Origin of the sequence: Lactiplantibacillus sp. B652 (assembly GCF_023806745.1) — a bacterium.
GTDB classification, from domain to species: Bacteria; Bacillota; Bacilli; order Lactobacillales; family Lactobacillaceae; genus Lactiplantibacillus; species Lactiplantibacillus pentosus.
Genome location: NZ_JAMSKY010000024.1, coordinates 1 through 13,488 on the forward strand (window position 1 = coordinate 1; position 13,488 = coordinate 13,488).

General features: G+C 45.4%; 13 protein-coding genes and 4 pseudogenes. 9 read left to right on the forward strand and 8 right to left on the reverse strand.

Features of this window, described 5'->3' with window-relative positions:
* Positions 1-763 precede the first annotated feature (763 nt).
* From MZO40_RS15985 to MZO40_RS15995, 3 genes and pseudogenes are all read left to right on the forward strand, one after another.
* Positions 764-3,568: a cation-transporting P-type ATPase gene (locus MZO40_RS15985; protein WP_216779824.1), complete on the forward strand. Its 2,805-nt coding sequence runs from the start codon at positions 764-766 to the stop codon at positions 3,566-3,568.
* A gap of 59 nt (positions 3,569-3,627) precedes the next feature.
* The gene (locus tag MZO40_RS15990; RefSeq protein ID WP_012491083.1) at positions 3,628-3,900 is read left to right on the forward strand and encodes a hypothetical protein; all 273 of its coding nucleotides are present in this window, start codon (positions 3,628-3,630) and stop codon (positions 3,898-3,900) included.
* 47 nt (positions 3,901-3,947) lie between these two features.
* Positions 3,948-4,403: pseudogene (locus MZO40_RS15995) on the forward strand (replication initiation protein RepA); the annotation flags it as partial.
* A 228-nt stretch (positions 4,404-4,631) separates the two neighbouring features.
* Here the strand turns inward: MZO40_RS15995 and MZO40_RS16000 are convergent.
* The 6 genes and pseudogenes from MZO40_RS16000 to MZO40_RS16025 all read right to left on the reverse strand — a co-directional run bounded on the left by MZO40_RS16000 (position 4,632) and on the right by MZO40_RS16025 (position 8,004).
* On the reverse strand, positions 4,632-5,210 hold the full coding sequence (locus MZO40_RS16000) for a hypothetical protein (protein ID WP_021730115.1): 579 nt from the start codon (positions 5,208-5,210) through the stop codon (positions 4,632-4,634).
* Between the two features lie 298 nt (positions 5,211-5,508).
* Positions 5,509-5,937, reverse strand: a pseudogene (locus tag MZO40_RS17675) (relaxase/mobilization nuclease domain-containing protein); the annotation flags it as partial.
* Positions 5,919-6,272: a plasmid mobilization protein gene (locus MZO40_RS16010; RefSeq protein ID WP_020923869.1), complete on the reverse strand. Its 354-nt coding sequence runs from the start codon at positions 6,270-6,272 to the stop codon at positions 5,919-5,921. The gene MZO40_RS16010 and the pseudogene MZO40_RS17675, both read right to left, overlap by 19 nt.
* A gap of 465 nt (positions 6,273-6,737) precedes the next feature.
* Positions 6,738-7,007: a helix-turn-helix domain-containing protein gene (locus tag MZO40_RS16015; protein ID WP_001748276.1), complete on the reverse strand. Its 270-nt coding sequence runs from the start codon at positions 7,005-7,007 to the stop codon at positions 6,738-6,740.
* Positions 6,994-7,365: a type II toxin-antitoxin system RelE/ParE family toxin gene (locus MZO40_RS16020; RefSeq protein ID WP_252133417.1), complete on the reverse strand. Its 372-nt coding sequence runs from the start codon at positions 7,363-7,365 to the stop codon at positions 6,994-6,996. The genes MZO40_RS16015 and MZO40_RS16020 overlap by 14 nt, the downstream gene beginning before the upstream one ends.
* Positions 7,366-7,416: 51 nt before the next feature.
* Complete coding sequence (locus tag MZO40_RS16025; protein ID WP_120769729.1) at positions 7,417-8,004, reverse strand: site-specific integrase; 588 nt, start codon at positions 8,002-8,004, stop codon at positions 7,417-7,419.
* A gap of 76 nt (positions 8,005-8,080) precedes the next feature.
* Here MZO40_RS16025 and MZO40_RS16030 point away from each other — a divergent pair, with 76 nt between their 5' ends.
* The 6 genes from MZO40_RS16030 to MZO40_RS16055 all read left to right on the forward strand — a co-directional run bounded on the left by MZO40_RS16030 (position 8,081) and on the right by MZO40_RS16055 (position 12,616).
* Entirely contained in the window at positions 8,081-8,359 is a 279-nt protein-coding gene (locus MZO40_RS16030; RefSeq protein ID WP_003586674.1) for a type II toxin-antitoxin system Phd/YefM family antitoxin, read from the forward strand.
* Positions 8,359-8,715 (forward strand): type II toxin-antitoxin system YafQ family toxin, encoded by a 357-nt coding sequence (locus tag MZO40_RS16035; protein WP_252133418.1) that lies wholly within the window; start codon positions 8,359-8,361, stop codon positions 8,713-8,715. Before MZO40_RS16030 ends, MZO40_RS16035 begins: the two co-directional genes overlap by 1 nt.
* A gap of 542 nt (positions 8,716-9,257) precedes the next feature.
* On the forward strand, positions 9,258-9,725 hold the full coding sequence (locus tag MZO40_RS16040) for a DNA starvation/stationary phase protection protein (RefSeq protein WP_042253884.1): 468 nt from the start codon (positions 9,258-9,260) through the stop codon (positions 9,723-9,725).
* 246 nt (positions 9,726-9,971) lie between these two features.
* Positions 9,972-10,715, forward strand: a complete 744-nt coding sequence (locus tag MZO40_RS16045) for an ABC transporter ATP-binding protein (protein ID WP_003581836.1) — start codon at positions 9,972-9,974, stop codon at positions 10,713-10,715.
* Entirely contained in the window at positions 10,693-11,940 is a 1,248-nt protein-coding gene (locus tag MZO40_RS16050) for an ABC transporter permease (RefSeq protein ID WP_027822874.1), read from the forward strand. The genes MZO40_RS16045 and MZO40_RS16050 overlap by 23 nt, the downstream gene beginning before the upstream one ends.
* A 4-nt stretch (positions 11,941-11,944) precedes the next feature.
* Positions 11,945-12,616 carry a TetR/AcrR family transcriptional regulator gene (locus MZO40_RS16055; protein WP_064522660.1) on the forward strand — a complete coding sequence of 224 codons (672 nt, stop codon included), beginning with the start codon at positions 11,945-11,947 and terminating at the stop codon, positions 12,614-12,616.
* 103 nt (positions 12,617-12,719) lie between these two features.
* Here the strand turns inward: MZO40_RS16055 and MZO40_RS16060 are convergent.
* Positions 12,720-12,878, reverse strand: a pseudogene (locus MZO40_RS16060) (nicotinate phosphoribosyltransferase); the annotation flags it as partial.
* A 7-nt stretch (positions 12,879-12,885) separates the two neighbouring features.
* Positions 12,886-13,371 (reverse strand): annotated as a pseudogene (locus tag MZO40_RS16065) (IS5 family transposase); the annotation flags it as partial.
* Positions 13,372-13,488 lie beyond the last annotated feature (117 nt).

Below are 13,488 nucleotides of genomic sequence, written 5' to 3' on the forward strand. Positions count from 1 at the left end.
CTGACGCCCCGAACCCCGTCCAAGCTGAACCAGCTTGACCGCTTTTTCACTCGCCGTTAGGCAGGAAAGCAAAGTTTCTATAAAACTTTGGCTTTCGCCATTTCAGTGTTAAGACTGATTTAGAGCTGTCAATTCCTTATGCTCCCACGCTACGCTCGTCCGCTACCATTGACAGCAAACAGTTAGTTTTTCTGAATCTTAACAAGAATTCAACTGCTATGTTCGTTTTTAAGGGCCTTATTTTTCTTTTTTAGCGGTTTTGAGACTGTTTATATATATTTATACCAAAGCAAAAACAAAAAGCCCTCAACAGGCTCTTAGAGGGCTAAATAACGAAGCCAGGACGATTAATAATAGCTTCTTGTCTTTTTTCAAAATATAAGAAGCTGTCTAGTATCTGCTGCTGGCGATTAATCTAACAGTGCTGCTAGCCTGCGGCGCCGCTGTTTTGAGTTCAAATCACCGCTCTTTCTCTACTTCGCCTTCCTCCTCAATAGCAAAGGGTCCCCCGCTTATAGTTCATCTCCTTGCTCAGTTTTGCATTTAGCACTAGCGTTGTTCACAGTTTAGCGACTAGAAAACGTGCACGTTGCCCACGCCACCGGCGGCCCGGGCCAAATCTTTTGACAGCAACATTAGGTATCCTTTAAACTAGCAATAAAAGGTAACTAATTCAAAAAACTCGGTTGGGCGGTGCTCAAGAAAGCTTTCTCGGGGAGGAAAGCGATTCTTGGGTGCGGCCTTTTCTTATTGGAGGAAACTTATGACCCCTTACAACGAACACAAAGCAGATGTCCTAAAGCGCTTGGCCACCAGCCGGCAAAGCGGCCTCACCAGTGAAGAAGCACAGGCCCGGCTCACCCAGCATGGCCCCAACGCCTTGGCCGCCAGCAAGCCCCTACCAGCCTGGCGCCAGTTTTTGGCCACCTTGAAAGAACCTTTGGTGATTATTTTATTCATCGCCGTGCTATTGGCCTGGGCCAGCGCCGGCTATGACTTCTTCGTGCGCCACGACCCCAGCCATGGTATGGCGGCAGTGTATGAAAGCATTGCGATTCTGCTGCTGATTTTCGTTAATGCCGGCCTCTCCTTCTGGCAAGCCAAAAGCGCACAAAAATCCCTGGACGCCCTGAAGGTGATGGCGGATCACCACGCCAAGGCCCTGCGCGATGGCGACTGGCTGACGGTGCCAGCCACCGAGCTGGTGCCTGGCGATATTGTCAGTGTCAAAACCGGCGACTTCATCGAAGCCGACGTTCGCTGGCTCCATGTCGCCGAGCTGCAAACCAACGAAGCCCACCTCACCGGCGAAGCGGAACCTGTGCAAAAACAAACCCACGCATTGGGCGCTGACGTGCAAATCGGTGACCGCACCAACATGGGCTTTTCTGGTGCGACAGTGACGCATGGTAACGGCCTCGGGGTGGTGGTTGCGACCGGCATGCAAACCGAGCTGGGCAAAATCGCCACCTTGCTGGATCAAGTCAAGGACAAAAAGACCCCGATTGAACGCACCATTGCGCGCCTGACCACCAAACTGATGATGGTGGCGATGGTGATTGTGGCGTTCACGTTGCTGGTGGAGCTCTTGAAAGCCTATCAGCAAACTGGCAGTCTCTCCTTCGCTGCGCTGGCCGAATCCCTCTCTACGGCGATTGCCTTGGCGGTGGCCGCGATTCCCGATGCGCTACCGGCGGTGCTGTCAATTGTGCTCACGGTCGGGGCCACGATGCTGGCCAAAAACAACGGTCTGATCAAGTCCCTGAACAGTGTGGAAACCCTAGGGGCCACCAGCTACATTGCCTCAGATAAAACTGGTACCTTGACCAAAAATGAAATGACTGTCACCCGGTTTTATGCCAATGGCGCCAGTTATGTGGTGGAAGGCGACGGCTATGAACCAGTAGGCGAAATCATCCCTGATGACGAAGCCGACACCCCCGGCTTTTCGCGCTTCATGATGGCCGCTGTCCTGAATAACGAAGCGGCGATTCAAACCGACGACGAAGGCCGCAGCCGCCCGTATGGCAACCCCACCGACGTAGCGCTGGTAGTGATGGGCCACAAATTTGGTATCGATCGCGATACGATTTTGAGCAAAGACCAGGCGCAGGACATCGACATCATTCGCGAACTGCCGTTTGACAGCGACCGTAAAATGATGAGTGTCGTCATTAAAGATGGCGACCAGTATCAGGTGCTGACTAAAGGTGCGCCAGACGTGATTTTAGCCAAAACTGATGCCATTCTGGACCACGACCAACTCGTAACCTTGCCAGCTGGTCAAACTGCGGTAGAAGCGCAGGTCAACCGCTTTGCCGAACAGGCGCTGCGGACGCTGGCGGTGACGCTGCGTGACATCGACGAGGACCTGGCGTTGCATGGTAGCACCGCTGAGCTTGAGCAGCACCTGACCTTACTAGGCATTGCCGGCATCATTGACCCGCCGCGGCCGGAAGTGCGTCAAAGTGTGACCACCTTGCACCAAGCCGGTATTCAGGTCGTGATGATCACCGGCGATCACGCAGTCACCGCCCGCGCGATTGCCTTAAAGCTGGGCATTGTCACCGACCCTAGCGCCCGGGTAGTGGAAGGCAAGCAGCTGGAAGCCATGACCGATGAAGATTTGTTCCGGCTCGCGCCAAGCATCCGCGTATACGCCCGGGTGTCGCCGGAACACAAGCAGCGCATCGTGCGCGCCTTGCAGCGGCATGGCGAAACCGTGGCCATGACTGGTGATGGCATCAATGACGCGCCAGCCTTACGCGCTGCTGACATTGGCATTGCCATGGGCATTAATGGCACCGAAGTCACCAAAGACGCCGCAGATCTGATTTTACTGGATGATAAATTCACCACCATCGAGCGCAGTGTCCGCGCCGGCCGCACCATTTTTGGCAATATCAAAAACTTTATGCGGCATGAGTTAACCACCAATGTCGCCGAGGTGTTGGCGCTGCTGTTCGGCGTGCTACTGATGACGCAACCCGTCGGCCAAGTGGCGGCCACCACCCCAACATTAACGGCGCTGATGGTGCTGTGGGTGAACATGATTTCCGATGCTTTACCGAGCTTTGCCCTCGGCTATGATGTGCCAGAAGCCGACCTCATGAACCAGCCGCCGCGCAATGTGAAACAATCCATTTTGCATGGCATGCTCGGGCGCATCTTCCTGCGCGGTATTGTGATGGGTGGGCTCGTGTATGTCGCCTTCATCTGGGCTGCCAGTCAAGGCATGAGCGGCGCAGAAGCGCAAACCCTCGCCTTTTTGACCCTGGTGTTTGGCCAGCTGTGGCATGTGTTCGACGCGCGTAGCACCCGCACTTTGTTCGCCCGCAACCCGTTTGAAAACTATCAGTTGCTGCTGGCAGTGGCTTTCGCGGCGGTGGCTTCATTACTTGTCACCATCATGCCGTTCTTCAACGAAGTGATGGGGACCGCGCCACTTTCTAGCACGCTGTATTCTGCGGTAGTCTTTATCCCGGCGCTACCGACCCTCATTTTGTCTGGAATCAAAGAACTGTGGCTGCGTTGGCATCGCCCGCCGGTAGCCCCAGAGCATGATTAAAGATTGTTTTTTCGGGCCAGATTGCCTACAATCGGGGTAACCATATCGAGGTGAGCCAGTTGAATGTTTATCATGCGCTGAAAATGATTCAGATCGAGCACCAGCCCCTCAATCATCGCCAGGTCGTGATCACCGATGAAAACGGCAAGCCGCTTTCGCAGCTGACCGATCTACTAAGTGATTGTCTCAGTAAAATCGACCTTTTCGTTGATTTGCCCAGCACCGACACGGCCAGCGATGTCAGCGATGTCATCGATGACCTGCATTTACTGACGCCCTTGCCGAATGACGTGCTGGACGAATACCAAAAAGTCCTCGATCAGCCGATTTGAAGTGCCCTACAATTGTTAGACAAGAAGTCTAACGATTGTGGGGCATTTCTTGCACTAACTTTTCACCAGCTGAAATTGAAACCCCAAACCGGGATTTAGTAAAACATGCTGACGAGTTTTTAACCGATCCAGAAAGTGGCTGGGAAGTCTTCTTAGAACCCGAAGCCATTCAACTGCTCAGTTTCTGGTGTCGAACACCACAACAAATGCGACGCTTTATCCGCATCATTTTGAATGCTAAAAACAACCTCGAAAAAGAACATCAAGCCTTAGGAGTCAAAATTAATTTAGGTGACGATACGCTTAAACCACTGATAACTAAGACCTTGAGAAGATACTTTAACGTGCTCAGAAGTAACGAGAAGCATGTTAAGGACGTGGAAAACTATTTGTACGGGACCATGACGAATCTGTTCGGTATTTACTGGAATAAACTAGCTGGGGCTAAATATCGGGCGCAACACTCAGAAGAATTCAAAAATCAAGGGGTCATTTCAGATTAGCTCTAAAATCGTTTCTCAGCCGTTTTAGTTAACTGGCATATAAAAAAAAATACACCAGAGCTGATTTAAAATGGCTTAGAAACGATAAATATAGCCAATAATAAGCGAAAAAAGACGCTAATTGGTTTCAAAATCCTAAATTCATGTCAATAAAACGCCAATTTGGTTTAACCCTGAAATAAAATTGTCAGCAATTAAGGACGCGGAAACCTGAAAGCTTAACTTGAACTAACCGAAATACTTGGTCAATAACCAGAAAATAAGGCCTGTCAGAATACCAGTCGGGATCACAGCCAGCAGATAATTCTTAATTTCATACCACGAGAACCGCTTTTTCGTGGTTTGTAACTGCTGATCCATTTGATCAGCGACTTGGGCCATGGTCTCTTGAATGGTCTGGTTCACTTGGTCGCTGAGTTGGCTGAGGCGCTGGTTGTTTTTGGCTTGTTCGGTTTGAATTTGTTTGAGCGCGGTCAGATTTTCCTGACTGATCAGGTTGGTCTGCTTTTGGAATGCTGCGTAGGCGCTTTGTAAGGTCTGTTTTAATTGGGCCTGCGAGCTGGCGTTGCTGCTGTCTAAGTTGTTTAAGGTCGTCTGAAACTGTTGATTGACTTGTTGGGCGGTCTGTTCGATCTGATGAAGTTGTTGATCGAGGGACGTTTTGGCTGTGGCTTGCAGTTGAATCTGAGTGCCCTGGTAATTCCGGAGTTCGGCTATGGTCTGATTGAGCTGGGTCAATTGTTGGGTTAACGGTTCGTTCTGGTTGCTGGTTGGTTCTTGTTTGGTTTTGTCGGCTTGCCAACTCATTAAAAATCGTCTCCTTTTCATAATCAAGCCCGAGTTTGGTTCCCCGAGACTTGTAATTGGTCCCTAATAGCTGATAGGTGAGATTTTTGCCCCGTTCCCATACTTTAACTGCCTGTTGTTTCAAGTCGTCCTGAAAGGCCTGAAAATCGCGAATCAGGGGGTTCTGCATGGTGTGATCGACGGCTTGGCGGATTTGATCTTTCCAAGTGGGCTGCTGTTTAGCCCGGAGCTTAATTTCGGCCATTGAGCGTTTCTCGTGACGGTTAGGATCGGGCCGGGTGACCATTAAGCCATTTTCCTGGCACACTTGATCCGTGATGTGGACTAAGTGATCGCGATATTGGTGCCAATTACCGTGCATTTTTTGCCCGGTTTCCAGGTTAATCGCGCCAATGACGGCATGGACGTGTAACGAATCGGTATCGGCATGTTCATAAAGGGCCACCTGTTGATTGGGATAGGCTTTGGCATAAACTTCTTTGGCAACGGCTAAAACCGTTGTCTGATCATGAGGATCTTGCGGATTAAATTCCAACGGGCTAAAGGCAATCCGGCTGGCATACGCTTGGGTTTTACCAGGATTGCCATAGACGGCCCGCACTTGTTTAAATTCGCTTTTAGCGTACTGAATATCTAAATTGAGGCCATCTTTTTTGATGGCTCGTTTTTCAGCGTAATTGACTAACCTAGATGCACTGGTGGAACGTTTTATGTGAGTTGTTGCCATACGCGTTGCACCTCGTTTTGTAAATCCTTTAATGCTTGGGGATCGATTTGACCACCTTGATTAGCATGATGGGCCAATTGATTAAGATTACCGCCAATTTTAGCTAACTGATGAGTGATGTTCTGGGCATCTTGGGCAGCAATCTTAGGGGCAACTAAGCGCGCCCCCTGGGCCTTCTTTTTGACAAAAGCCGGCACGGACAGATTTAAAGTTTGCGCGGAACGCGCCAGCTTTAAATAGTCCGGTTCACTCACCCGAAAATTAATTTGTTTGCTAGCCTGACGATGAACCTGAGTCGTCTTTTTTGTGCTAGCCAGATTTTGTGGTTCGTTCACAAGTCCCACCTCCGTTGCCCTGTGGCAAAGTTATTCGAGATATCAAAAGTCGGATCAGCCGACGGCTGATGACCTCCTAATGATAATCGAATAACAGAGGATTGGCAAGTAACCCGCATGCTAGCCACAAGACTACGTTTGTGGCAGCTGCGGTGCTTGCAAGGGGGACAGCTAACGCTCCCCCTTGACCCCCAAGTTCGCTGTGCAATGCCAAAATGGTTAGCCGATTGGCTAGCCACTTTTTGGCAAAACTTCGCGTTTTTACTCAAAATTGCTATCGGAATTTGAGTAAAAAAGTCTTCCAGACAGGGGCGGTCGGCCGAATGATTTTGCATCATGAGCATGCCTTCAGCAGGAGCCTTTCAGGCGGAGTTTTGCGCAAACGGCGCAAGCTAATTTAGCTTGATCAAAAAAGCAGCAGTTGATTAAATCAACTGCTGCCAAATACCTCTTTAAAGGTCTAACTTATTGAGTAAATTCAATTTTAATTGTTTTACCCATAGCATGGGCAATTTCAGCTAGTTTATCAAACGTTACATTATCGCCACGTTCGATTCTAGCAATGGTGGATTGAGGGACGTTTGCTCTTTCAGCTAAATCGGCCTGAGTTAGGCCAGCTTCTTCACGAGTATGATACAACGCTAAGGCACTGGCAGATTTTTCCTTGTCAGCATGATAAGCTTCAGCAAACTTAGGGTCTTTTAATTCCCGGGTTAAAATATCATTGATTTTCATTTTGACTATCCTCCCATTCAGTTCGTAATTCAATCGCATGTTTAATTTCAGCGGGTGGTGTTTTTTGTGCCTTTTTGGTAAACCCATGGGTAATCACATATTTTGGTCCCTTAACGTGAAAGTATAATGCCCATTGAATATTACTGGATACCTTACTTCTTAATTCATATAAATTTTTAGCTGATTCTATCTTTTTAACCCAAGTCATGCGTTGAGCGACTAGTAAACCTTGATCCTGCGTATCTGTAATCACTTGCAGTAATTTAGCGCGATCTTTAATTGGCAGTTGCTGTAACCATTCATCGAATTCATCATGACCATTGGGACGTTTGTAAGTTTCAAATTCTGGCTTTTCCATATTTGAATTATACCATATATATTATTATTTTAAAGTTATACGCTATTGCATTCAACCAAAATCAATTTGATCTAGCATCGTTTCAGTACTAGCCTGGTCTAAGCCTAAATAAGCTAAAGTGATTGCTTCACTGGAATGATTGAGCAAATTCATGACCAAACCAATATTATAATTAGATTGTGTGTAGACGCGATAAGCCCCGGTTTTGCGCATCGTATGAGTACCCAGATAATTAATTCCTAACAGATCGCCAACCTTACTCATGATTTTGTAAAATTGTTTTTCTGTAATATGGCGCTCGGGGTGTTGAATGGAAGGAAAGAGCCATTCAGAGGCTAGTCTATGATCAAGTAGCCATTGACGGTACAATAAGAGCTCTGTTTGAACTGGTTTAAGATACAAGGTATTAGGCTTACCCGTTTTTCGGTCGTGAATGAACGCATTTTGTTTAATAGAACCGTCCGGATTAAAAATATCGGTTTGTTTTAAGCGCATGACATCACTGACTCGCAACAGTGTCGCTTTACCAACTTGAAAAACTGTATAGTTACGCCGGCCAGCTTTAAAGTTGTTGAGTAAGGTATCTTGAACCTCTTTGAGAACGTTTGAATCTTTGATGGGTAAGACAACTTGTTGCATAGTTTTAGCTCCTTAAAAAATTGATTTTTAGTACAAATTAAAGTACAATATTAAGTACAATGAAAGGGTGGTAAATATGACATTAGCACTAACACAGAGCGATTTTCGCGCTAACCTAAAAAAATATTTAGATCAAGTTAATGACGAAGACGAAACCGTTTATATTGCTCGTTCAAATAGTCGCGCAGTAGCCATCGTTTCACAAGAAAAAATGGACTGGCTAGAAAGAGCATTAAAAGCTAAAGAAGGTTCGTTAGAATATGCAATTGCACGTGATCAGTTAATTAAACGCCATGTTTTACCTGACGATGAAATTGTTGAATCAGATGATGATTATTGGGGTCAGTTTAAATAATGAAAAAACTAAGATTTAAACCACGTGCAACCTTTAATGCTGATCTAAAACGGTTAGCCAGTTTAGACAAATCTATTATTGATGAAGTTCGAGCAGCCATTGACCTGTTGCTTGAGCAACAACAATTACCATCAGAATTTGAAGATCATGAGCTTAATCGGCGAATGAGCGGTTATAATGAATTTCACTTACGAGATACCCCGAAAAACAAAACACCAAGCGAAACTAACGATGTCCTGGTGGTTTATACGATTTATAAAGATGAACTAGTCTTAATTGGCATTCGAGTCGGATCGCATGATCGTTTATTTCCTGGTCAAAATCGTTCCAAAAGGTATCGAAAAAATGACGAATAAGAGAAGTCATTTATACCATATAAAAACAAATAACCCCCAACATCTACATTATAGATATTGGGGGTTATTTTAACAATGATTTTGAGGGTCTATTTCGAAGATTATAGACCCTATATATTCATAGCCCCTTTCTGTTTGGTGTTAAAGTATTAGTCATCGATGTCATGCACTATCTTGTTTAGCTCCGTTTTGATGGGACTGGGAATATTTTCTAAATTGAAATGATTATATATTTCTTTATCCTTAAGCATCCTTTTTTGTGCCTTATTTAATTTACACTCATTGTTACCCACTACCCATTCATCCTTTGTACGTATAAAGGGGTTTTGCGCACTTTCCTTTAACGCGTTTTGAACATCTTCATAAGGTAAATAAAATTCAATTGTAGATTTATTTAATTTTACAATCTACCATATAACGTCTCCATCTTTTCAAAACGACTTAATTCTACGGGCTATAAATAACTTAATTTGCCAGTGTATAACGTTTCAGATTAAGCTACCACTAAGTTATAATAACCATATCGAAAGGAGATCAATCTAATGAAATATACGAAAACCAAAGCAGTATTAAATCAACTCGTTGCCGATTTGAGCCAGATGTCAATGATTATCCATCAGACGCATTGGTACATGCGTGGACCCAACTTTTTGAAGTTGCACCCCTTGATGGATGAGTTCATGGAAGAAATTGACAGCCAACTCGATGTCATTTCTGAACGGCTGATTGCGCTTGATGGCAGTCCTTACTCGACCTTAAAAGAAATGGCCGAAAACACTAAGATTCAAGACTGGCCTGGTGAATGGGACAAAACAACCCCAGAACGCCTCGCACACTTAGTTGATGGCTATCGTTACTTGGAAGACCTTTACCAACACGGCATTGAAGTATCCGATGTTGAAAAAGACTTCAGTACCCAAGATATTTTCATTGGTCTCAAAACCGCAATTGAGAAGAAAATCTGGATGATTCAGGCAGAGCTTGGGTCGGCGCCGGAAGTTGATGAATAAAATAATATTAAAAAATCGGTAGGCTTAAACATTGCTAACGCTTATATCAGTGCTGCTATTTAATTAAAATGCGACATCCCAACAACGGGGTGGCGCATTTTTGTTTGCAATGCGGTGACAAATAGGCCGGAAACAAAATAAGTGAGTGATAACTCATTTTAATGTTGACAAACCGAGATGTACTGATTATACTAAGGCCATTAAGTGAGTGAGTATACACTCGTTTTGAGAAAGAGGGTTATTAAAATGGCAACGGATTATGTCATCGCCAAGCAGGTCAGCAAGCACTTTGGTCATCAGCAAGTGCTCAATCAGATTGATTTGACACTGCCGGCTGGAATGATTTATGGCTTGATTGGGCCATCAGGAGCTGGGAAGACCACCTTGATCAAGAGTATTTTAGGGATGGAAGCTGTGGATAGTGGCACTGTTAAAGTCATGGATACGGTGATGCCCAATAGGGCGGTAATGGCACAAGTAGGGTATATGGCCCAAAGTGACGCTTTGTATGAGACACTAACGGCCCGTGAAAACCTGACCTTGTTTGGGCAATTGATGAGCGTTCCAAAAATAAAGTTAGCACAAATGATTGATTATGCAGCCGGATTAGTTGATTTAACGTCCCAATTAGACAAGCGGGTCAGTGGCTATTCGGGTGGGATGAAACGGCGCTTGTCGTTGGCAATTGCCCTGATTCAGGATCCCCAATTATTGATTTTAGATGAACCGACCGTTGGGATTGATCCAGAATTACGGCAACAAATTTGGACCGAACTAAATAAGCTCAAGGATACCGGTAAGTCGATGCTCGTGACAACGCATGTCATGGACGAAGCAGAACGGTGTGATTATCTCATGTTGATTCGGCACGGGATTGCGCTTGCTGAGGGGACACCCGCGGCACTGAAACAACAGTATGCAGTAGATACGATCGAACAGGTCTTTTTGAAAGCGGGGCGGATGCAAGATGCGAACGATGGCAATCGTTAGACGAGTTTTTAAGCAAATGTTACGTGATAAGCGTACCTTGGCGCTGATGTTTTTGGCACCATTGCTGATTATGACGCTGATGTATTTCTTATTTCAAAACAACACGACGCAATTAGCAAGCTTGGGTGTTCATCATGTAGACCAATCCGTGGTTAACGTGATCGATACCAAAAACGTGACGATTCATCATTATGATAGTTCACAGGCACGGAAAATGATTAAGCAGCATGATCTAGATGGCTATTTGACTCAGAAAAATGGTCAATTGACGATTACTTATTCAAATAGCAATCCAACCAACACGTCTTTAATTAAGGCGAGTTTACAATCAGGATTAGTCAAGTTGAAAATGAAGACGCTGGTGACCGTTACTAAGAAACAGCGCGCGGCCCTTGAATCGCAACAAGCCGCTTTGAAGAAGCTGACAGCAGCCCAGACACAAGCAACGGTGACCAAGCTGAAGACTGCCATTGCACAAGCCCAGGCCCGCGGTGACCAGGCAACTGCTGAGAAATTACAAAAGCAACTCAAGCAAGCCACAGCCACGACGTCTAGTTCGACTCAGTCAGCTAAAGCAACCAGTTATACGACTAAGTCTCATTATATTTATGGTAGTAGTGATTCAACGTTCTTTGAAAGCTTTTTGCCAGCCTTTCTCGGTTTCTTTGTCTTCTTCTTTGTGTTCTTGATTTCTGGCGTTTCACTTTTGAATGAACGCACTACTGGAACCCTAAGCCGGCTACTTGCAACCCCAATTCGACGGAGTGAAATTATTATGGGCTATCTAATTGGTTATGGGGGCTTTGCCATCATTCAGACTGTCCTGACCGTTGTTTTTACAATTACGGTCTTCAAGATTCACTTAGTTGGTAGTATTTGGCTGGTCTTTCTGACTAACTTATTATTAGCGTTAGTGGCTTTGACCTTGGGTATCTTTATTTCCACCTTTGCTAACTCAGAATTTCAAATGATTCAGTTTATTCCACTGATTGTTGTACCACAAATCTTTTTTGCTGGGTTGGTTCCAGTCGATGGCATGGCCAGTTGGTTGCAAGCAATTGCCCACATCATGCCGTTATACTATGGTGCTAATGCGTTGACGGCTGTTGTGACAAAGGGTGCTGGGCTTGGCGATATTGGTGTCAATTTGTTAATATTAGTAGGGTTTATGGTCGTACTAACAATGTTGAATATTGTTGGAATGAAACGTTATCGGAAGGTGTGAGGATATGGAACGATCACGGATACGGGATTATTTTCAACAGGATCTAAGTCAGAATGAAACGATTACACCTAAGCAACGGGCCATCCTCCAGGCAAGTCTCGATTTGTTTGCTGAAAAGGGTTTTGACCAGACCAGTACTAGTGATATTGCACAACGGGCCGGCGTTGCGGAGGGGACGGTCTATCGGCGGTATAAGACTAAGGCTGCCTTACGGGATGCCATCTTAGCACCAATTGCCGCGCACATTGTGCCAATTTTAGCGAGTGATTTTTCAGAGGATAAATTACGGCAGCGTTATCCCAGTCTACAGGCATTCGTCACAGCAATTTTTACGGACCGAGTTGCATTTGCTAAAGCTAACGTGAAAGAGTTAAAGGTCATTTTTGAAATGGCAGCTTTTGACGCCGAACGACGCGAACAGCTTCTTAGCCAGATTGCGCCTAAGATGGTCAAGCAGATGGGAAGTGTCATAAATCAACTAAAAGCAGATCATTTGATTGTGGATTGGCCGAATGATTTGATACTGCAAAGTTTGTTATCGCAGCTATTCGGTTACCTAGCGCGGTTAATGCTGGAATTGCCGGGAACTGAGATTGAGCGCGAACAAGCGTATCTGATTACGGTGATGACCAAAATATTGACCCCGGGTGAACATGATCAAATTACTGGTCAGTGAGCTAAGTGTTACTTGATATAAATTAAAGCCACTTCTGTACTTAGCGTTCAAATGACCGCTAAGTACAGAAGTGGCTTTGGCCGTTGCTACGCGTGTTCGTTTGTTAATCTGCTAGTATCGTCATTTTATTCAACAAACTAGTTTGTAACTGGCTGAGTGTGGTCGTCATGTAGACCGGGTAAAGATCTGGGTTGACGAGCCGCTGGGTTGTTCGTGGGAGCTCGGCAAGTTTAGCCTGGGTCGTTGCCTGAATGGTTGTAAGAACCTGTCTAATATCTTTTGAGCATCACAATCAAATAAGCTAAAACAACCATTTGGCGACTAGTACTAAGATGTCGTTCGCAATTTTTCCAAAGGCGCCGACATTTATCTAGCCAACTAAAAGTACGTTCCACTAACCAGCGTTGCGGAAGCACTTCAAATTTATGTAATTCATTACGCTTAGCCACCTGTACGGTGGCTTTTAAATTGGAATGAACAGCGGCGGAAAAGTTGTTCCCAGTGTACCCACCATCAACTAGTACTGTTTTGACGTGATTAAGATGTTCACGATATAACGTCAACATAGCAATGGCTCCTTGACGATCAGACACATTAGCCGTAGTAATGTGAATAGCTTGTGGTAAACCATTGATATCAACTGCTAAATGGCGCTTAATACCGGAAACTTTTTTACCTGCATCATAACCTTTATGCTCAGCAGTATCTGCATTTTTTACGCTTTGGGCATCGATTATAATAAATGTCGTTTTGGCTGGTAGCGTCAAGAATCTTGTGTAAATGAAATGCCTTCGTACATATAATATGTATCTAACTTAAATAAATGATGCTTCCAAGGTGTCCTGGAGTCCTTTGAACCCTCGGTGGATCCG